The organism is Corynebacterium pelargi, assembly GCF_014635485.1.
Classification (GTDB): Bacteria; Actinomycetota; Actinomycetes; order Mycobacteriales; family Mycobacteriaceae; genus Corynebacterium; species Corynebacterium pelargi.
Genome location: NZ_BMCX01000002.1, coordinates 293941 through 314509 on the forward strand (window position 1 = coordinate 293941; position 20569 = coordinate 314509).

18 protein-coding genes are annotated in these 20569 nt (G+C 56.2%); 9 read left to right on the forward strand and 9 right to left on the reverse strand.

The window, feature by feature from the left end:
• Positions 1-16: 16 nt before the first annotated feature.
• On the reverse strand, positions 17-1471 hold the full coding sequence (locus tag IEU99_RS05110; RefSeq protein WP_128890471.1) for a PucR family transcriptional regulator: 1455 nt from the start codon (positions 1469-1471) through the stop codon (positions 17-19).
• 157 nt (positions 1472-1628) lie between these two features.
• On the opposite strand from IEU99_RS05110, the gene pxpA reads away from it, so the two are divergent.
• From pxpA to IEU99_RS10985, 7 genes are all read left to right on the forward strand, one after another.
• Positions 1629-2357, forward strand: coding sequence for a 5-oxoprolinase subunit PxpA (gene pxpA, locus IEU99_RS05115; protein WP_128890470.1), 729 nt, complete (start codon positions 1629-1631; stop codon positions 2355-2357).
• Positions 2354-3280, forward strand: coding sequence for a 5-oxoprolinase subunit B family protein (locus IEU99_RS05120; RefSeq protein ID WP_128890469.1), 927 nt, complete (start codon positions 2354-2356; stop codon positions 3278-3280). Before pxpA ends, IEU99_RS05120 begins: the two co-directional genes overlap by 4 nt.
• Positions 3270-4232, forward strand: coding sequence for a 5-oxoprolinase subunit C family protein (locus IEU99_RS05125; RefSeq protein ID WP_128890468.1), 963 nt, complete (start codon positions 3270-3272; stop codon positions 4230-4232). Before IEU99_RS05120 ends, IEU99_RS05125 begins: the two co-directional genes overlap by 11 nt.
• Positions 4233-4332: 100 nt before the next feature.
• A complete protein-coding gene (locus IEU99_RS05130) occupies positions 4333-4953 on the forward strand; it encodes a DUF4230 domain-containing protein (RefSeq protein ID WP_128890467.1) in 621 nt (206 codons plus the stop codon).
• A gap of 363 nt (positions 4954-5316) precedes the next feature.
• Positions 5317-6969, forward strand: coding sequence for an alpha,alpha-phosphotrehalase (treC, locus tag IEU99_RS05135; RefSeq protein WP_128890466.1), 1653 nt, complete (start codon positions 5317-5319; stop codon positions 6967-6969).
• A 26-nt stretch (positions 6970-6995) separates the two neighbouring features.
• Positions 6996-9053 carry a PTS sugar transporter subunit IIABC gene (locus tag IEU99_RS05140; protein WP_128890465.1) on the forward strand — a complete coding sequence of 686 codons (2058 nt, stop codon included), beginning with the start codon at positions 6996-6998 and terminating at the stop codon, positions 9051-9053.
• A gap of 482 nt (positions 9054-9535) precedes the next feature.
• Positions 9536-9739, forward strand: a complete 204-nt coding sequence (locus IEU99_RS10985; RefSeq protein ID WP_229718395.1) for a lipocalin family protein — start codon at positions 9536-9538, stop codon at positions 9737-9739.
• 1105 nt (positions 9740-10844) lie between these two features.
• On the opposite strand, the gene IEU99_RS05150 is transcribed toward IEU99_RS10985, so the two are convergent.
• The 3 genes from IEU99_RS05150 to IEU99_RS05160 all read right to left on the reverse strand — a co-directional run bounded on the left by IEU99_RS05150 (position 10845) and on the right by IEU99_RS05160 (position 12318).
• Positions 10845-11396, reverse strand: a complete 552-nt coding sequence (locus IEU99_RS05150) for a TetR/AcrR family transcriptional regulator (RefSeq protein ID WP_164931191.1) — start codon at positions 11394-11396, stop codon at positions 10845-10847.
• A 44-nt stretch (positions 11397-11440) separates the two neighbouring features.
• Positions 11441-11953: a CPBP family intramembrane glutamic endopeptidase gene (locus IEU99_RS05155; protein WP_164931190.1), complete on the reverse strand. Its 513-nt coding sequence runs from the start codon at positions 11951-11953 to the stop codon at positions 11441-11443.
• A gap of 182 nt (positions 11954-12135) precedes the next feature.
• Positions 12136-12318, reverse strand: a complete 183-nt coding sequence (locus IEU99_RS05160) for a hypothetical protein (protein ID WP_128890462.1) — start codon at positions 12316-12318, stop codon at positions 12136-12138.
• A 204-nt stretch (positions 12319-12522) separates the two neighbouring features.
• On the opposite strand from IEU99_RS05160, the gene IEU99_RS05165 reads away from it, so the two are divergent.
• Positions 12523-13074 (forward strand): hypothetical protein, encoded by a 552-nt coding sequence (locus IEU99_RS05165; RefSeq protein WP_128890461.1) that lies wholly within the window; start codon positions 12523-12525, stop codon positions 13072-13074.
• On the forward strand, positions 13071-13907 hold the full coding sequence (locus tag IEU99_RS05170) for a PrsW family intramembrane metalloprotease (RefSeq protein WP_128890460.1): 837 nt from the start codon (positions 13071-13073) through the stop codon (positions 13905-13907). The genes IEU99_RS05165 and IEU99_RS05170 overlap by 4 nt, the downstream gene beginning before the upstream one ends.
• A 126-nt stretch (positions 13908-14033) precedes the next feature.
• Here IEU99_RS05170 and IEU99_RS05175 read toward each other — a convergent pair whose 3' ends face one another.
• From IEU99_RS05175 to IEU99_RS05195, 5 genes are all read right to left on the reverse strand, one after another.
• Positions 14034-14951, reverse strand: coding sequence for a dihydrodipicolinate synthase family protein (locus tag IEU99_RS05175; RefSeq protein ID WP_128890459.1), 918 nt, complete (start codon positions 14949-14951; stop codon positions 14034-14036).
• Positions 14952-14962: 11 nt separating this feature from the next.
• Positions 14963-15772, reverse strand: a complete 810-nt coding sequence (locus tag IEU99_RS05180) for an ABC transporter ATP-binding protein (protein ID WP_128890458.1) — start codon at positions 15770-15772, stop codon at positions 14963-14965.
• Positions 15769-17760, reverse strand: a complete 1992-nt coding sequence (locus IEU99_RS05185) for a dipeptide/oligopeptide/nickel ABC transporter permease/ATP-binding protein (protein ID WP_128890457.1) — start codon at positions 17758-17760, stop codon at positions 15769-15771. The genes IEU99_RS05180 and IEU99_RS05185 overlap by 4 nt, the downstream gene beginning before the upstream one ends.
• Entirely contained in the window at positions 17760-18725 is a 966-nt protein-coding gene (locus IEU99_RS05190; protein WP_128890456.1) for an ABC transporter permease, read from the reverse strand. Before IEU99_RS05190 ends, IEU99_RS05185 begins: the two co-directional genes overlap by 1 nt.
• Positions 18726-18794: 69 nt before the next feature.
• A complete protein-coding gene (locus tag IEU99_RS05195) occupies positions 18795-20417 on the reverse strand; it encodes an ABC transporter substrate-binding protein (RefSeq protein WP_128890455.1) in 1623 nt (540 codons plus the stop codon).
• Positions 20418-20569 lie beyond the last annotated feature (152 nt).

Here is a 20569-nt window from a genome sequence, read left to right on the forward strand (position 1 = left end):
TATCTACGCAGTATTCCTAATGCTCCTGCCGGCTAATCACCAGCAGGAGCAATTCTGCGCAACTGACGGGATCTGAAAGATCGGCCTCACACACCTGCGCTGCTAAGCCCACGCGGGTACGCACGGTATGGCGGTGAATGCCGAGCACCTCTGCGGCGCGGGCAATGGAATTGCCTTGTTGGAGATACACCGCCAGGGTGCGGTAGAGCTCGGTGCGGTTGTTCTGGTCATATACCTTGAGCCGCTCGATGGTTTCTTGGGCTCTAAAATCCAAGGCTGCGCGCACGGCTGGGTCTTGGGTCCACAACATCCGATTGGTTTGGGCGCTGAAGTGCTCACCCAGCTTTAAGGCCCGCACCGAGGTAAGCAGGTGGTAGAGCGATTCTTTGGTAATTTCCGACCATGGTTGCTCGACATCGATGCCGATACGAAGTTTTTGGGCGTGCTCACGAAACAGCGTGAGGATATTCTTTGCGCTGCGATTGCCACGAAACAGCAGCAGTGCGGCATCTTTGCCAAAATTCACGGTGCATAATTCGCGTTCCACTAGCCGCAATTCCTCATCCACAGCGCTCAGTGCCTTCGCGATCTGCTGGGGGTCATTGGAGTGAATCAACACCGGCCGCACGCGCCCAGAACCATCGGCGATGCGGTTGAAGATGGCATCCAAAGAGCTCGGGTCTGTGGGCTGGCCGAGCAGCACCTTCAACGCCAGCTCATTGAGCATGCTGCGCGCAGCTCTTAATTGTTCGGGACGCTGCAAGAGGAGATCACATAGGCGACACGCCTGCTTAATCATCGCCCGGTCAAAACTATCCAGGGCAGTCTCGCGGTAAGTGGCCAGCTCAATCACGCGATCGCCGATTGGGGTCAGGCGATGCTGCACCACGCGCATGGGGCCAGCGGCAGTGCGCACGCCCTTCGGGTCGGCCTGCGCAAGGATGCGCTGGTCACTATCGCGAAGTACCGCGGCCAAATTCAGGCTCTGGGCCAGTTTGAGCATCACGCCTTGGAGGCCTTCTTGCATCGCGGCGTTTTGGAGTGCGGTTTGAGAGGCGTAGAGCGCCCGTTGTTGGCTGCTAGCGCGGTGGCGGAATTCCCGCTCGATCACGCTGCTAATCAACACAAACGGTGTGTCCCGTGGGACTTCGAATACTCCGATTCCTTCACGTTGAGCTGCCTGAATCAGTGGTGCTGGCACCTGCTCAAACACTAAGCCGGTGCCAAAGCCGATGGCGCTGACGTGATACTTGGCAAGGTCTTGAACGTAAGCATCAAAGCGTTCGGGGTGGTGCTCAAAGGCTAGACCCACGAGGAGGACGAGGGCGTTGGGCTGCAGGAAGGGTGTGGGGTTGAGCAGCTCTGTGGGTTGGACTACGTGGATTTCCTGCTCGGTGTTGCAGTGAAGTTGCAGGTTGAGCTGTTGCTGGCCAAGCAGCCACTGCAAGCTAATGGCAGAGCTATCCATCATCGTTCCTATAAAAATTTAGACAGTGCGGATAAAAAGATTCCTAAAGTTGTCCTTAATGTATATGGCTTCAGAGTAGAAGCGCCAGTCAAAATGTGTGGTGCCAGACACTATGCAGCGCTAATGCTGTAACCATCACACATGAAGAGGTGAACGCGAGTTGTTAACGCTGAATGCCGACCTAGGTGAGGGGATCGGCCGCCATAACTTCGGTAACGATGCTGCTTTAATGCAGCTTATCGACGTAGCCAATGTCGCCTGCGGCTTTCACGCTGGCGACCCGGCGGAAATGGAACGTACTGTGCGCTTGGCTCAAGAGCACGCAGTAGCAGTGGGCGCCCATCCCGGTCTGCCAGATCTTGCTGGTTTTGGACGCCGCGCCATGAACCTTGATCCTGCCGATGTACGCCGTTTGATCACCTATCAAACCGGTGCGCTCAAGGGTTTTTTAGATGCTGCCGATATGCCACTGCACCATATCAAGCCACACGGTGCGCTCTATGGCATGCTCGCCCGCGATGCCAAGCTCATGGAGGCAGCCGCTGGAGTGTGCAAGATTTTCAAGGTGCCGTTCTTCGGCCTTGCCGGTACCGCCCACGAGCAGGTGTGCGAAGCCGAAGGAGTGGCCTTTGTACCGGAGCTCTATGTCGATCTGGACTACGACAATGAAGGCAATTTGCTGATCCGCCCGCAACCAGAAGAAAAAACTCCTGAACAAGTAGCGCAGCGCCTGAACCAAGCCCTCGCAGACTGCACGATCACCGCCGAGGATGGCACCGCCGTGCCCGTTCGTTTTAGCAGCGTGTGCGTCCACTCCGATGGCGGGCACTCAGTGCAGATTGCGCAGCGCTGCCGCGAGGAACTCGATGCGTATCGGGAGTGCGAATGAGCGATCCACATAACATCACCATGGAATCTTTGGGCGAGGCTCGCATCACCTTTGGTGGCGATGAATTCGTCTTCGTGGAAGTCAGCGATGAAATGTCCCTGGCGGCAAATTTCCGCGTCACCGCGATTGCCAGGAAGGTGGCCGAGGCACGACAAGCAGGGCAATTAGAAGGCGTGATCGATATCTGTCCCGCCAACGCATCTCTGCTGCTTCGGATCGATCCGGAGCTCATGCACCCCTTTACGCTGGAACGGCGAATCCGGGAATTTGAGCGCGAGGCCGCCGATGAAGGCGGGCGTGTGCACACCCGCATTATTGAGGTGCCGGTGTGGTACTCCGATCCTTACACCTCTGAGGTTGTGGCGCGCTTTCGCGAGGGATACCACCAAGATCCCTCCGGCACAGACCTCGACTATGCCGCCGCCATTAATGACCTCGATAATGCCGAGGCCTTCATTCGGGCCCACCATGAATCCCCTTGGTTGGTGACCATGGTTGGCTTTGTGGCTGGGTTGCCTTTCATGTTTCAGCTCGTTGATCGCGATGAGCAGCTCGAAGTGCCGAAGTATCTAAGCCCGCGCACCGATACGCCTGCGCTTACGGTTGGTCACGGAGGCTGCTTTGCCTGCATCTACTCCGTTCGAGGCGCAGGCGGATATCAGATGTTCGGTATTGCCGCTGCGCCCATTTATGACCCAGAGCAGCACCTACCCGATTTTGAAAACTTCATGATCTTGTTCCGCCCGGGCGACATCGTGAAATTCAAACCTGTAGAGGAAGAGGAGTATCGCCGAATCCAGCAGGACGTGGACGCCGGTACCTACACCTACCGCATGAAGGACGTCAGCTTCGATATCAGCGAAGCCTTGGCAGATCGCCACAAGCTCAATGAGCGTCTGATTGGAGTGTTATATGCAGATTAATGTGCTTGAACCAGGCCTGAGCACCACCGTCCAAGACCAGGGTCGCACTGGCTACTACCACCTGGGTATTCCTCAATCAGGCTCCGCCGATCAACTTTCCGCACAGATTGCCAATGCGCTCGTAGGCAATCACCGCGATGCGGCGGTGCTGGAATGCACCTACACAGGTCCAACGCTGGTGGTAGATGATTACACCGAACTCGCTATTACCGGCGCGCCGGTAGAGGTCAAGATCAATGGGCGCAGGCAACCGATGTGGCATCGCCTGCACCTGCGCCCCGATGATGAGATTAGCTTCGGCGATCTGGACGAAGGTATTCGCTTCTACCTCGCGTTTCGTGGTGGCATCGATGTGCCAGAGGTGCTTGGCTCTCGGTCCACCTATGTGCTTGGGCGTCTGGGCGGTATCGGTGGTCGCAGGCTTGAAGCAGGTGATGTAATCCCTATTGGTGCGCCACAAAAGGATTTGCCGAAGCTGATGTATCTGGCAGAAAAATTGCGCCCTACCTTTTCTAAAGAGCAAGAGATTCGAATTCTTCGGGGCTTGTATGATCACTACCTCACCGAACAGGGGTGGCGAAACCTCGTCGAGTCCGAATGGACACTCACGCCTACCGCCGACCGAATGGGGTTGCGTTATGAAGGTCCTGGCGTGATGTGGGATGAGCGCGAACCCAAATTCGGCGCCGGTAGCGACCCCTCTAATATCGTCGATGCCGGTTATGCGGTGGGGTCTATCCAAATCCCCGGTGGTACCCAGCCAATTTTATTGCACCGCGATGCCGTATCTGGTGGCGGCTACGCCATGGTGGGCACCGTGATTAGCAGTGATATGGATGTAGTGGCCAGGGCTGCGGCAGGTACCAAGACGCGTTTTGTGGAGGTGGATATGGATACTGCCCTTGCGTTGCGCAAGCAGTCCAGAGCCTTGGTGGATATGTTCCACCCCTAAAGATAACGATTTAGCAGCATTGCTGATGATGGGCAGGGGATCGTCGACAAGCGATGATATATTGTCTCTTGTTTATACTTCCTCTTGAAATGGATATGCGATGAAAAATGCTGTGAAAGTTGTTATTGCCCTGCTCGTTGGTGCCGTGGTGGCGGTCGCTGGATTTATTGGGTTAACCAAAGCTGGCGTTATTGGCGACCCCGCCCGCACCATCACCTCAACGGGTATTGGCGGGCAGCTTGAAGATATTTCCGAATTAGCTGTTGAGCAATATACCTACTCGAATGTCGGGCGCTTTGAAGAAGATGGGCTCAAGGCGCTTGGCATTCGCATCCCGCTGACCGGGAAGAACTTCCTCGTAGCCTATGACGGCACGGTGAAGGCGGGGCTGAAAGATTTTGACAAGGTTGAGGTTGATATTAACGACGCTGATCAAACCATCACGGTCAAAACTCCTAAGGTGCAGATCCTTTCGAGTGAAATCGAGCCTTCCTCCGTGGTGGTGTATGACCAAAGCTTCAACCCTCTCAATCAGCTCAAGGTAGACGACCTCACCGAATTCCTTGAGACTCAAGAAAAGGAAGCCGAGAAGCAGGCAAAGAAGGAACACCTGCTGGATCAGGCATCGGAGCGGGTAAAGAAGCTGATGACCACCCAAACCGAAGCCTATATCGAGGGCTCAGATAAGCAGGACTACGCCGTGAAGGTTGAAACTAAATAAGGCGATGCAATCTGCTTGAGGCCAATATAGCCAGAAGCCGAGCGGGATCGAGAAGGATCCGCCCGGCTTCTTTTTCTGTTCAAAGCCTTAGTGTTGGCGCGGCGGTGTTCTTAGGAAAGAGGGCGATTTCACGCTCTGGAAGAAATTCGCTCGCATAATCCACCCTTTTACCCCTGCTCTTGAACGCTATTCACTGCTCAGTGACCCCAATACCTGTGGGATTGCTACCCCGATAGTTTAATGTGACCCAACTCGCCAAGGGGTTGTTGATGTGACCTAATGCTAGGCTTATCGGAACAAAACCAACGACGCCTCCTGCCCCGGATACGCCCTGGGCAGTAAAAGGGGAAGCAACGTTAGGAGATGAGCGCCTTGACCAGGAGCTTTCGCGAGAAAGTGATCTACCAGATCTACCCAAAGTCCTTCTATGATTCCGACGGCGACGGGGTAGGCGACCTGCGTGGCGTTATTGAAAAAGTGCCGTATATCGCCTCCCTCGGCATCGACATGGTGTGGTTTAATCCCTTCTTCGTTTCCCCCGGGCGCGATAATGGCTACGACATCGCCAACTACTACGAAGTGGACCCAGCCATGGGCACCATGGACGATGTGGAAGAACTCATCCAGGCGCTCGACCAACACAACATCGGCGTGATGTTCGATATGGTGCTCAACCACACCTCCACCGAACATGAATGGTTCCAGCGAGCACTCGCCGGAGAACGCGAATACCAAGATTGCTACATCATCCGCGAAGCCCCAGAAGGCGAATTACCCACGAACTGGGTATCGAAATTTGGCGGCCCAGCATGGGCTCCCTTTGGGGATACCGGCAAGTACTACCTCCACCTCTTCGACCCCACCCAAGCCGACCTGAACTGGCATAACCCAAAGGTGCGCGAAGAAGCGGCCAATATTGTGAATTTCTGGCGCGAAAAAGGTGTGCGAGGATTCCGCTTCGACGTCATCAACCTCATCGGCAAAGAGCCCGAACTCGAATCGGCACCCGCTGGAGTCGATGATCGCGTGATGTACACCGATGGCGTGCACGTCGACCGCTTCCTCCAGGAACTCAACCGCCGAAGCTTTGGCCAAGACGCCGATGCCGTCACGGTGGGGGAGATGTCTTCTACCAGCATCGAACGCTGCATTGGCTACTCCAAGCCCGAAAACCACGAATTGAATATGGTGTTTAACTTCCACCACCTCAAAGTGGATTATGACCAAGGCCAAAAATGGTCGAAGGTTCCCGCAGACATCGTGGCGTTGAAGAAGATCCTCAACGAATGGGCTGTCGGCATGCAAGAAGGCGGCGGCTGGAATGCCCTGTTTTGGAATAACCATGACCAGCCACGTGCCATCGACCGCTTCGGCGACGCCGGTCCACTGCGCGTTTACACGGCCACCATGCTTGCTAGCGTGATCCACCTGCTTCGCGGCACGCCCTTTGTGTACCAGGGTGAAGAAATCGGCATGACCGACCCTCGCTACACCAGCATCGAACAATACGTGGATGTAGAAGCCCGCAACGCCTACCAGGCACTCCTGCAAGCAGGGCACAGCGAGCAGGCTGCCTTCGAGATCGTGCACGCCAAAGCGCGCGATAACTCCCGCACCCCAATGCAATGGGATAGCAGCGAATACGTAGGCTTTAGCAGCGTGCAACCCTGGCTTGAGCCCACCCGCCAAGATGAAATCAACGTTGAAGCCGAGCAAGCCAGTGGCGAGATTCTGCCGTTTTATCAACGCCTGATCGAGCTGCGACACAGCATGCCGATCATTGCAGAAGGCAGCTATGCCCCCTATGCCCTTGAGCATGAGCAGGTCTTTGCCTATTGGCGTGAATATGAGCAGCAACGCCTTTTGGTGCTGGCCAACCTCACCGGCGATAAGGCCGAGGTTGAGGTGCCAGAAGCGATGCTCGATGCAACCCTGCTTGTGCACAACTATTCAGACCCTAAGCCCGCGGCGAAAATGACGCTGCGAGCTTATGAAACCATCGCATTACTCAAGTAGTCCCCTCCGAAGAAGAAAGATTCCTCATGAGCGAACACTCCGTGCGGCTGCTGAGCCCAGCAAGTGGCACCATCATTCCGATTGGTCAAGTTCCCGATAAAGTCTTTGCCTCTCAAGGCGTAGGCGATGGCTTTGGCGTAGCCAATCCTGCATCCGGAGAGATGCGTACCCCGGTTGCCGGCAAGATCACGATGGTGGCAAAAACCGGCCACGCCATTGGTATTCGTACCGAAGAAGGCCTCGACCTTCTGGTGCACCTGGGTATCGACACCGTCGAGCTTGAAGGCAAGCCTTTCACGCTGAATGTTGAGCGTGGTGCGCAGGTAGAGGCCGGCGAAGTCTTCGGCACCATGGACACCCAAGCCATCGAAGATGCCGGCAAGAACACCACCATCATCGTTGCGGTGACGAACTCCAAAAAGAAGCTCGAAGCCATCGAGGTGGAAGAGCACCAGGTCAATGCCGGCGAGCTTGCCGTCGAGGTCACGCTTCGGGCAGCAAAGCCAGCTGCAGAAGCAGGCGCCGCCGGTGCTGCAGGTGCTGCCGCTGCTGCCGCGGCCGATAAGCAGGACTCCGGCAAAGCAGTAGCACAGCAACGCCCCGCCGAATTGAGCGGATTCGACGCCCTAGCCTGGGACATCCTGAACCTCATTGGTGGCAAAGAAAACGTCAAGTCGGTCACGCACTGCATCACCCGTGAGCGTTTCTACCTCCACGATGAGTCCAAGGCGAACGACGCCGCCGTCGCCGAGCTCGAAGGCGTTATCGACGTGGTGAAAGCCGGTGGACAGTATCAGGTAGTGATCGGCCCGGATGTTGAAGATGTCTACGATGCCATCGTCAAGCAACTCGGCGAGGATAAAGCCGCAGGCGAGCAAGAAGCAGTAGAACAAAAGCCACGGCCCGACTCCGCGATCGGTTGGGTCAAGCAGGGCTTTAGCTCCCTGATCGGTGTGATCACCGGCTCAATGATTCCGATCATTGGCCTGCTTGCCGCATCCGGCATTATCAAGGGTATTCTTTCGCTGCTCACCACATTCAATGTGACGACGCAGGATTCCAATACCTTCCAGATCATCAACGCCATGAGCGACTCGGTGTTCTACTTCCTGCCGATTTTTGTCGGCTTCACCGCAGCCAAACGCCTAGGGGCAGATCCGATCATCGTCGCCATTATCGGTGGTGTGCTCACCCACCCATCCATCGTGGATCTCTCCGGCCAGGAAGCCTCCCGCGACTTCCTCTCCGTGCCGCTTAACGGTGACTTCTTCGGCCTGCCCATCAACATCGCCAGCTACTCCTACTCGATCTTCCCGATCATCGTGGCTGCCTGGGTGGCCTCCAAGGTGGAACCTTGGCTCAAGCGCATTGTGCCGAACACCGTCCGCATGATCTTCGTGCCACTGCTTGAAGTAGTGATCGTTTCCCTGGCCATCCTCTTGGTGCTCGGCCCGGTGGTCATGCTCATCTCCGGTGGTATTGCCAACGCAATTCAATGGCTCTACGACCTTTCGCCAACCATCTCTGGTCTGTTCATCGGTGGCTTCTACCAGGTGCTCGTGATCTTCGGCCTGCACTGGGCCGTGATCCCGCTGGTGGCTCAAGACATCGCCAACACCGGCCACTCCTACCTCAACGCCATCATCTCCGCCACGATGGTTGCTCAGGGTGGCGCAGCCCTGGCCATCTTGGTCAAGTCCAAGATTCAGAAGATCAAAGGCCTGGCAGGTCCTGCCACCATCTCCGCGTTCTGTGGTGTGACCGAGCCTGCTATGTACGGTCTGAACCTGAAGTACGGTCGCACCTTCATCATGGCCTCCATCGGTGGTGCCGCCGGCGGCTTGCTCACCGGCCTGTTCAACGTGAACATGTGGGGCTTTACCGGCTCGCTCATCGGCTTCACGTCCTTTGTGAACCCCGACGGCCTGGACTTCAGCTTCTGGGGCTTCCTCATCGCCTCCGGTGTAGCACTGGCAGTCTCCTTCACACTGACCTACCTCTTTGGATTCAAGGATTCAGATGTGGAGCAAGCGCGCGAGGTGAAGAAGGTTCGCCTAGGAAACCGAGAACCTGTAGCCAAGTAGCCTTAGCTTTTCGACGCCAAACGCCCCGCTCAAGCGGGGCGTTTCCTATGTTTCGCGCTGGTGGCGGGTTGAGTGGGGTGAGCGGGCGAGCCCATTAGTGTTCGCAGCTCCACAGTGTTGCCGCAGGCTTTTGCAGCTTTCGCAAAACTGCCCGACGCGCCCACAAGCCTGCTGCATTTCTGCGCCGCTGGTGCCTCGGCTCAGAGCGCAAACACCCAAGATATTTTTCGCCGCCGTCCCCATTACCGGCGGTTCCTCGCAAATCGTTGGCCGCGGACTGGGCTCCAGCAATGAACTTCCCGAGGTGAATCAGGCTGTCGATCTCGACCGCTAGTCCGGTAGACCGTATCAGGTTGCTGCGGTGACCGCACCGAGTGAAATCTCGGTGAAGAATTCTTGTGTCACTCCTTAGGGCGCGCCTTCGGGAATTGAAGGTACCGCGACTGTGCGCTGTTCAGCGTCGCTACGAGTGAATTTCACAGATGCGCCATTTCCAGGATCCGAATAATCCGGTGAACTATCGCATCTCCTACGTTGCCAAGGATTACTCGCTTGCCATCGTTGGCGACCCCGATCGCCTTTCCGGCTTCGTGCTTTCCCGCACCCCGGAGTTCAGCTGGGAACAATGGGATCTGCTCAAGTCGACATGGAGCAAACCAAGCCCATCTGCAGGCTCTACTTTCTAAGCACAAGAACGCACCAACCTTCGCCAATGCGTTGCTAGGTTGGGGCCTCGTTGAAAGTTCAAAGACCCAGGCGCATACCCCTAAGGGCAGAGGCGACACTGGGCCGTACGTCCCTCAATGTATGTAGGGAGATTTCTAGAGTCAACCGTGGAGGTGCTGATTGATGGATCGCGAAGCTTTTGAATCCTGGTTTTCTCCGGCACGCGCGGAGAGATTTCCGACAGGTTTTGCCGGAACACCGAACCCAAGCTCAGCACCTATCTGACCTTTATGTATGGTCTACTCGGCTTTCCGCTGCTTGCTTCGAAACAGGCTTGCTCATCACGATTCAATATTGAATGTTGATGCTCTTTAGCAAACAAAGAGGATATTCCGAGTGGCTTCTTCTATGGATAAAGAGATGGGTGGATCCAACAGCAGTCTCGAGTGGAAGAAATCTATTCGCAGCGACCAAAAACTGCAGACTCTAAGAACACTGTGACAGTTGCGGCAAAATCGGCGTGGCCGGAATATTTGGAGCTGGGCGCGTACATCTGCCAACCCGGAAGAGGATTTCAGAATGTAAAAAACTTTCGGCTTCGACGCAGATAAGGAAACCAAGACTGAGGTTCCATCGATCGTGCATCGGCTCGACAACGTGGTGCGGAGCGAAGATGAGGCTGATCGGCTCCGTCGCAGTCAATGCAGATACGACAAGCGAATTGGGCATCTTATCAAAAAGGCCCTTGAGCTGGAGCAATCAGAATGCACTGAGGGGAAGTATCAAGTATTTCTTCTCACAAAAGAAGGTACATCCCCTGACGCTCCTTCTGGTCGCCGAATGTTGGACCAACCAATTCCTCATCAACAGAATGGAAATGGCAGCGCGTTTACACGGAAGCAACGGTATGTTTCTCGACATGCACTTGAAACTGCGGGAATGACAGCCGATCTGATTGAGTGAGAACTCCTCAGGCGAAAAACGCCCCAACTTTTTGCAGAACCGCTGTGGAAAGGTTCAAAAACAGAGGAGTGTCTGCCGGAGGCAGTGGTACAACCTGGCCGTTGCTGGACTTTGCTATGGGGCGGACTCCCGAGTGCCGATTCGGAAAGGATTCGGGAACCTCTAGGCGCCTGACATGAGCGCGCGGAAGGCTGTGATGATTTCTTTCTCTGTGGGGTAGTTGCCGGAGCGAGCTACCTGGACGAGGAAGCCGTCGCAGTAGATGGCGATGGCGCGGGCAGCTACCGGGCTGGTGAATTCGCGCATGACGTTCTCAATCGCGTCGAACCAAACATTCGACACCTTCTGCATAGCTGGATTGTCGATGCTTTGGAGGACGAACATCATTTGTCCACGAGCGCGGAATCTATCCTCGACACCCCTGGTTAACACCCGGGCGAGTACGACTTCGGGCGTGCCGGATTCCCTCATTTCCTGCAACATGGCAGAGATGTCGCGATCAAATACCTCGGAAAGCCACTGGAAAGCCTCGGTCATGAGGTTATTAAGGGAAGCAAAGTAGGCCGTGGTGGAACCAAGGCTCACTCCAGCCTCGGCGGCGATCATGCGGTGGGTGACGTTATAAGGTCCGTGAAGAATGGCTAACTTTGCTGCTGCCTCGATTATAGACTTCTTGCGGCGTTCTGGATCTCGCGGCAATCTCTCCCTTGGCACCCCGCTAGTGTACCGCAGCAGAACCTCAGGCCATTCACTGCGCATTAGCGTGCGTTCGTTGCACGCTTCTTTGAGATACACGCCCAACCCCAGGTAAGAGCGAAAATGATGAGCACGCCCGCGATCGAGGTGACGATGGAACCTTCAAAGCCCAACGTCCCGCCGGAGAAGAGCTCTCGTCCCTCGACTGGAGTCGATTCGAGGAAGGGCCCCTGGGGCTCGTTTCCTGAAGCTTCCACTCCGGAAACGAAGCCTTGGCTGAAGTTCCAAGCTGCGTGCGCGGTACCAACGAGCCACAAGCTTCCGCTTGGATAGTAGAGCAGGGCAAATACGAAACCGAAGATGATGCGGTTGATAACAGGCATCGCCGACATGCCGGGATTGAGTGCGTGACCTGTGGCGAACATGAGGCTGGTGGTGATGATGGAGACTTTCCCGTTCCATAGTTTGGAGAAGAAAGGCATGAGGTAGCCGCGGTAAATGAGCTGCTCCCATGTGCCCTGGGCAGTGAAGAAAATGAGCGCCCCAAGGATTGCGCCGATCGCGGACTGGCCCAATACCCAGCTCCATGTGGTGGCACCTAATGCTCGGATGATTACCGCGACGATGGCAAGAAGGCCGATGCCGAGCCCGATCCCTACGAAGACATCGCTTAGGGGCGGCCTTTGTTAAATCCCAATCACTCCCATGACAGCTTGGATGAATAAATCATGAGATAACCACCGCCGATGAGGGAAGCTCACATAGCTGCCGCTGAGGGGAGGTTGACGAGGTGGTTCTCGTCGTAGGGGAGGACGAGTCCAAAGAGTGCGGCGAAGATCCCGGGGATGATGGCGAATACGACAAAAGAAACAAGCAGCGGGTTTACGAATAGCCGGAGGTATCCCTTGTCGTTGATGTGTTGGAGATTACTTGCGCACATGCGGTTGCCTTTCGTGGAAAGCGTTAGAACACATGGAAATGCCGGGTAGTAGGCATCGGCAAAGGGATTAGGGCCGGCAAATTCGGTTTAGTGTACATCTGTACTGTAAGCTACTTTTGCGTAAACGCCCTTAAGAAAAAGGAAGGCCACAGCCCCGTGAGTCATGTACCTCAGTCGCCACCCCGCACCGGAGGGAATGTCACTATGCAGGTTGATAAGCCCACCCCACGCAAGCCGTGGCTGTGGGCGATAGTTCTTGTCGTCTCAATCGCCGCGCTCATGGCGCTCCCCAACGTGTTGTCTAATGCTTTGCCACCGGTTCACGAGACCGTTGAAAAAGAGGAACTCAAACTCGGAGACCCCTCAGACGGTGAATGGAACATACCCGTCAGCGGCGTGGTGTGCCAGGAAGTGCCGCTGAAACTCATCAAAACCTACGACTGCGGTGGGGATGAGGTGGCAACTTCCGTGATAGAGACAACGGACAATCCTGATCTAGCGTTGCAGCGACTCACTCGTGCTGTCGCTAACTCTGATCTTCCAACGGAAACTCCGCATCAGACCGGAAACGTCCGTGTCATCACTTTGGATTCAGAGCAAGCCAAAAATATCGGAAAGTACGGTCTTTCCGAGGGGCAGCAGATCACGGGAGCGTCCTTGACCCGTAAGGATCAGACAATCGTAGCGATTGTTACCGGTAGTCCACAGATGGGACATCAGATCGTTCAGACTCTTGAGAAAGCGAGTGCTCAGTGACCAGTACATCATCTAAACCCGTCCCCTTTGTCATTCTCCTTGCCATCGGACTGATCTTGGGTACTGGCGTCATTGCGCTTAATCTGTTTGGAAATTACAACGTCAGCCCAGTCGGATTGTGGATCGGACTCGCCTTCTCGGCGGCTTATGTAGCTGTCTTGCTGCTCATTTTCGTTCTCATGAAGATCCTTCCACCCAAGCCCTGGGTATGGTTGCCCATCGCCTTTTGGTGGGGTGCTGGGGCGAGCATGGGATTCGTCATGATCTCAGGTGATGGCGTCACCAATCTTTTTGAACAACTTGGACTTCCAATCTTCACTGTGTCGCTTGCAGGTGCATGGCCGGAGGAAATCGGTAAAGGAGTAGGAACCCTCCTGATTCTTCTGTGCATTCCCGCCCTCAAGCGTCAGTGGCATGGACTCGCTGTAGGTGCTTTCGTGGGATTGGGCTTCGTCGTCATTGAAAATATTGGTTATGGAGTAACTGGTGGGATACTCAACCCCATCTCGGATGCAGTCGGTGTGAGCAAGGTTTGGCTCGCCCGCACGGTTGCAGGACCCATGCTGCACGCAATCTTTACGGGCATTGCTGGCTGGGGCATTGGCCTTGGGTTGTTCAGCCGTGACAAATCAACGAAGTGGCGCTGGGCCGTGGCATTGGGCTTCGTTTTCCTCGGTTTCTTCTGCCACTTCCTGTGGAATGCCTCGCCGTCCAATCTAACGGTCAATTACATGACCATGGGTGTGGCCGCACTCGTAGGCTATGGAACCTTCATTGTCTTGTTATTCCGTGCTCGCAAACTGCAGAAAAAGGCACTGGAACCAGCTTCTTAGTGTGTTCGGGGAAATGCTTAAAAGGTCTGTTTAGGGGCCCCGGTCTATGAAACCATGACCCCTCAGGCAAAAACGCCCCAACCCTTTGCGAAACCGCTGTGGGGTTGGGGCGGAGCCGTCGAAAAGCTAAAGCAAATCAGCGGCTTTCAAGATGCTCGCAATCGCTTCGCGGGAGGGGGCATCGTCGATCGGTGCCAGGGGAACAGACATTAAGTTGGATTCGAAGACGCCCATCAGCTCAAGCGCAGTCTTAAAAGAGCCCACACCTGCGGCCGGGCCAACCTTGGCAATGGGCTGGAATACGATCTCGAACAGCGCTGCCAAGCGATCTTGCTCGCGGCGAACGGTATCCCACTGGCTTTCCTGAGCGGCCTTCCACATGCGTACATAACCATCGGGATCCACATTGCCTAGTCCTGGCACGCAACCATCGGCGCCGGCAAGAAATGCCCCATCAACCACGGCCTCGTGCCCGGTGAGCAACACTAAGGGCGAGCCCGCGGCACGGTTGAGCGCCACCAAGCGGCGGAAGGATACGTCGTCACCGGAAGAATCCTTCACACCTGCAAGCACACCTTCGCGGCCGAGCTGCACCAGCATTTCGGGGATGAGCTTGGTGTGCACGCACACGGGAATGTCATAGGCCAGCACCGGCAGGGAGGTGGCTTGGGCAATGGCGCGGAAGTGCGCCTCTACTTCCATCGGCCCTGAAATTGCGTAGAAGGGCGCTGTGGCCACAACGGCATCCACACCAGCTTGTTCCGCTTGGCGAACATGCTGAAGCACCCGGTTTACCTGCATATCAATCACACCGGCATACACCGGTACTCGGCCATCAACCTGCTTGACCACTGCGCGAAGCACAGCGCCGCGATCTTCATCGCTTAAAAAGGCAACCTCGCCCGAGGACCCGAGGGCAAAAATGCCGTCGACGCCAGCGGTGATGAGTTTATCCACCAGCTTTTCAAGGGAGCCGAAGTCGATGCTGCGATCGACGTGGAGGGGAGTAAGCAGGGGAGGGATGATGCCCTTCGTGATCTTCATGATTTGTCCTTTCAGAGCAGTGAGGGAGTAGCGGCGAGCAGGGTTGCGGTGTAATCCTGCTTGGGCTTGGCAAAGAGGTCTTCGGTGGGTTGTTCTTCGATGATTTCACCGGCAAGCATCACGCACATCCGATCCGATACATAGCGCACGGTATTGATGTCGTGAGAGATAAACACCAGGCCGAGCCCTAATTCCTTGCGCAGGTCAGTGAGCAAATTCAAAACCTGGGCGCGCACGGATACATCGAGTGCGGAGGTTGGCTCATCGGCGATGATCAGATCGGGCTCCAAGGCAAGCGCACGGGCGATGGCCACGCGCTGGCGTTGGCCGCCGGAGATCTGCCTGGGCAGTACATCGAGTGCGGATTGTGGCAGGCCCACCAGGTCTAGCAGCGTGCGTACACGCTTGAGCCTGGAGGCATCGTTGCCAATGCCGTGGACCTTGAGCGGATCAATGAGTTGTTCTTTCACGCTCATTCTTGGGTTGAGCGCGGTGGCGGGATCCTGGAAGACCATCGATACCGCCCGCCCGAGCTCTTTGCGCTGCGCACCGCGGTGATTCAGTGTGGCACCTCGAAAGAGCACCTCGCCGCTGGTGGGTTTTTGCAGTCCCACCATGACCCTTGCCAGGGTTGATTTTCCGCAACCGGATTCGCCCACAATGCCGACTACTTCGCCGCGTCGCGCCACGAAGTTGATGTTCTTATTGGCGTGCACCGTATCGGGTCGAAAGAGCTTGCCGGTACGGGTTTTATGCACCACATTGACGTCTTTAAGCTCGAGCGTTGGTGGCTTCCGGGTTTGAGCTAATGGCTGGCTCATTGGGTTACTCCTTCCGAACCGCGGGCGGCAAGTAGGGCATCGGTGGCGGCGAAGGTGTGACCGTCTTCGAGATCCACCGGCCTGAGGGTTGGGCGCTCGTCGACGCCAATGTTGTGGAATTGGGAGCGAGGAGCAAAGCGATCGCCGTGAACAAATTCCCGTGGGCTCGGCACTGTGCCGGGTACTTGGTACAGGCGCTTTGCGCCAGACTCGATGGAAAGCACAGCGCCTAATAGGCCGCGGGTGTACTCGTGTTGAGGGTTCGCCAGCACGTCGCGGGTCTTGCCCTGTTCGACTACCTGGCCGGCGTACATCACAGTGATCTTGTGGGCGAGCTTGGCCACAAGTGCAAGATCGTGGCTGACGAAGATCATGGAGAAGCCAAGCTGTTCACGCAGCTCATTGAGTAGATCAACCACCTGGTGCTGCACCGTCACGTCGAGCGCTGTGGTGGGTTCATCTGCGATGAGCAAACGAGGGTTGCGTGTGAGCGCCATGGCGATGAGCACGCGCTGGCGCTGGCCACCGGAAAGCTCATGCGGGTAGCTCTTGAGCGTGCGCTTGGGATCTAAGCCCACCAGTTCGAGCAATTCCTCGGCGCTGCGCTTACCGCCGCGACGAATGAGCTGATTGAGCTGGGACTTAATCAACATCGATGGGTTTAATGAGCTCAAAGCATCTTGGTAAATCATGGCCATGTCGTGGCCGCGGAGTTGATTACGCTGCTCGGCGGAAAGCTCCAAAAGGTTCTTGCCATCGAAGAGGATTTCGCCTTCAATCCGGGCATTTTGAGGCAAAAGCCCCATGATCGCCATGGAGATCAAAGACTTACCGCAGCCAGATTCACCCACCAAGCCCATGGTTTGGCCAGGGGCGACATCGAAGCTGACGCGATCAACAATATTGACATCACCGTGGGCGTCGGGGAATGCGATGCTGAGGTCTTTTACTTGCAGAATCGGAGCTTCATTGCGGGTGTAATGCAAGCGGCGGTCGTCGGCAAGCTCTGCACTGCGCAGCTTGGCCAAAGAGCTATTCAGCGATGCCCGGGCCTCATCTTCGGATACCTGGCCAAGGGTGTTTTTGGTAGCCACCTGCTCGCCATCGGTGGTGGCTGCGGTGCGCTTGATGGTGGGAGATGCCATCGCATCGGTAAGACCTTCAGAAAGAATATTGAGCGCAAGCACCGTCAGCAGGATCATCAGGCCTGGGAAGAAGGTGGGCCACCAAGCGCCGGAAAGAAGGAGCTGCTTGCCGTCGGCGAGGATATTGCCCCAGGAAGGATTCGGCGGCTTCACACCGGCGTTAATAAAGGAAAGCGAAGCCTCGAAAACGATGGCGTCTGCCACGAGCACCGTGGCGAACACGGCAATGGGTGCGACCGTATTGCGGGCAACATGCTTGATCAAGATATGGGGGACCCGAGCACCCATCACCTTGGCGGCAGAGACGTAATCCTCACCAAACTCAGCCAGGATATTTGCGCGAACCACACGGGAAAGCTGCGGGACGTACAAAAAGCCGATGGCCAGCACCAATACCGGCAAAGAATTGCCGAATACCGCGACGAATACCGCTGCCAAGGCGATGCCGGGGAAGCTCATAATGATGTCCAAGGCGCGCATCAGCACCTCGGATACGGCCTTGCCAGCGGTGGCGGCGATGGAACCTAATACCGCGGCCGCCAGCAACGCCACGCCAGTAGCGAGCAAGCCGATAATCAACGAGGAACGAGCACCATAGGCAACGCGGGCGAAAATATCGCGGCCGATGGCGTCGGTACCAAACCAGTGAGTAGCAGAAGGCGACTGCACGGGCTTGGTGGATTCTAGCGGGCTGAATTGGGCAATGATGGGGGCAAAGATGGCAAGAAGTGCAATGGCAATTAAAAAGCCGAGGGCGATCTTTGAGGCGCGCGGCAGGTTGCGGAGGCCGCTGAAGCGCTGGCCGGCGCGTTGTTCGAGTGTATTGGTCAATGAACGTCGCATTAGATGCTCCTGATGCGCGGATTGACGAGGACGTAGAGCATGTCCACGATGATGTTGATAACGATGAAGGCGATGGCCACTGTGAGCGTGACGCCTTGGACGAGGAAGACGTCATTACGAGTGACACCGTCGAGAATGAGCTGACCCATCGCCTGGATATTGAAGATGATCTCGATGATCACCGCGCCACCCATGAGGTAGCCAACGCGCAAGCCCAGCACCGTGATTGGGGTGATAAGTGCATTGCGCAAGACGTTTCTGGAGATGACTTCCACCTTGGGCACACCTGAGCCGATGGCGGTACGAACATAATCCTTATCCAGTTCTTCCACCATGGCCGTGCGCACCACGCGGGTAAGCGAACCCGCCACGGGTACGGCGAGGGCGAAGGCAGGAAGGAACATGTTGTTGATGTACGTGCCCGGATCCTGGCTAAAAGGCACCCACTTGGTAATCAGTGCTGGGAAAAATCCCCAACCACCAGGCACCGCGCCGACCCACTGGATCAGCAAAATAGCCAACCAGAACGAAGGGGTTGCCAGGGCGGCGATCGATACGACGCGGATGACCTGATCTGGCCAACGGTCGCGATACAAAGCAGCGAGCACGCCGAATACGAGCGACAGCACGGCGGCGATGATCAGGCCTAAGAAGGTAAGTTGCAGCGTGATGGGGAAGGCCTTGGCGATGACCTCGGTGACCGGGGTGTTGCCGGTGGTGGTGCCGAGATCGCCGTGGAGCATATCTACCAAAAATCGGCCGTAGCGCACGAGGAGCGGGTCATTAAGACCGTGGGACTCTCGATATTCTTCGAGCGCATCCATGGAGGCGGCTTCGCCGAGGGCGAGGCGCGCCGGGTCGGCTGGGCTGAATGACATGATGAAAAAGACGAGGAATGTCACGCCCAGGATCATCACGGGTAGCGCGAGGAGCCTTCTTCCTATGAGACGAAGGAGGTTGGACATTGTGGTTCTCCCGAAAGTTAAGGGGGCGAGCTTGGGATGCTGGTGCAGTGGTGACTGTGCTGGTGCTGGTTATTGCGTAGAGCCCACATCCAGGAATCGCAGGCCGGTCAGCGAAATCGGCTCAAAATTGACAAGCGTGCCGGGGTTCCAAGCCGTGGGTGTCTTGCGGTGGAACAGCGGGTAGAGCGGCACTTCTTCGCTCAGCAGATCAAAGCACTGATTCCACCGTTGCTGCTGCTCCTTGGCGTCTTGGGTGTATAAGGCGCTATCGAGTAGCTGCTGCATCTTGGTGTAGGAGGGCTGGCCTTTCCAGTGCATACGCGATTCGGTCCACGTATCTCCCGAGTACCACCAGCGCATGAGCAGATCTGGGTCATTACCAAAGACGCTGGGATCGCCTGGGGCAATCACGACGTCGTAGGCATCGGGTTTGCCGTCGATGGTGTTGTACACATCGGAGGACTTCTTTTCAATGAAGTCGACCTCAACGCCAGTATCTTTGAGCGACTGGGCAATCAGCGGGGTGCACTTTTTTACCCAATCGTGGTCGGTGCACAGCATTCTGAGAGAACGCAATCCACTGTCTTGGAAGAGCTTGCGAGCCCGCTCTACGTCGTGGTCATACACCGTGGAGGCGCGATGATAATTGGGGTGATCTTTTTGCAAGAACGACGTGGGCTTGGTGGCTTGATCCAGCATCGCCACCTCAATGACCTTGTCCATATCAATCGCGTAGAGGAATGCCTGCCGATTGCGCAGATCGTGGAAGGGGTTTGAGGGGTCGTTGTTAAACATGGCGAATAACAAACCGAAGCCCTGCACGGATTCCACTTTGCTGGTGGCCTTGAGCTGGGTAATAGAAAGGTAGGGCACCGAGTCGATGGCTTGTACCGATTCGGATTGGATGGCGTTGGAACGCGTCGAGGCATCGGGGATGACCTGCCAGACCATGTGCTTGGCTCGTGCCGGACGCGGGCCGTTGTAATCATCATTGCGCTCGAAGCGCACGGCCTTGGAGGTGCCACCGTTATCGGTCATCTTGAAAGGACCGGTGCCAACAGGGTTGGCGTCGAAGCCCTCGGGATCTTCCTCCACCAGATTCTTGGGCACGATCTTGACCACGGAGAGGCGTTCGGGAAGCAGATTGACTGCCTTGCTTAATTGGATCGTGACCGAGGTTGGTCCACTTGGGGTGACCGATTCGATGAAGGGGATGAAGCTTGCGTAGAGGGACTTATTATCCGGGTTGAGTACGCGCTGGAAGGAGTAGGCCACGTCTTCGGCGCTCACTGCTTGGCCGTTGTGGAAGCGAGCACCTTTGCGTAGGTCCACCTTGACGTTGGTGCTATCACCTTCGGGCATCACGCTTGCCAGTGCTGCGTAGACTTCGCCGCTGGCCGGGTCGATTTCGGTGAGCCCTTCGAGGGTGTGCCAGTTGGCTGCGATGGTGAGGGCTGATGTGGTGGTCATCGGGTCGTAGCCATTGGTGCCGAGTTCATAGGAGATGGCTGCGTCGATGGTGCCGTTGGGGTTGATGTCCTCCGGGCTGGCGGTGGGGAGATTGCCGAGGGTGACTCGATCTTTTGGTGCGCAGGCTCCGAGTGCTCCAGCGAGGGCTGCAGAGGAGGCGATGGTGGCTGAGAGTTTGAAAAAGTCTCGCCTTGAGTACTGGCGACCTTGGAAAAATTCCATGAGGATCCTTTCAACGCTTCGCACTGTGCGTCTCGCACCGAGTGTGGCTGAGACTGCTCAGTGCCGATAGCAAAAGTCGGCTAGAACACATCGTGAGCCCTGATGTGATCTTCGTGATTCCAGGGTACATCAGACGTCTGACAAGTGAAAGG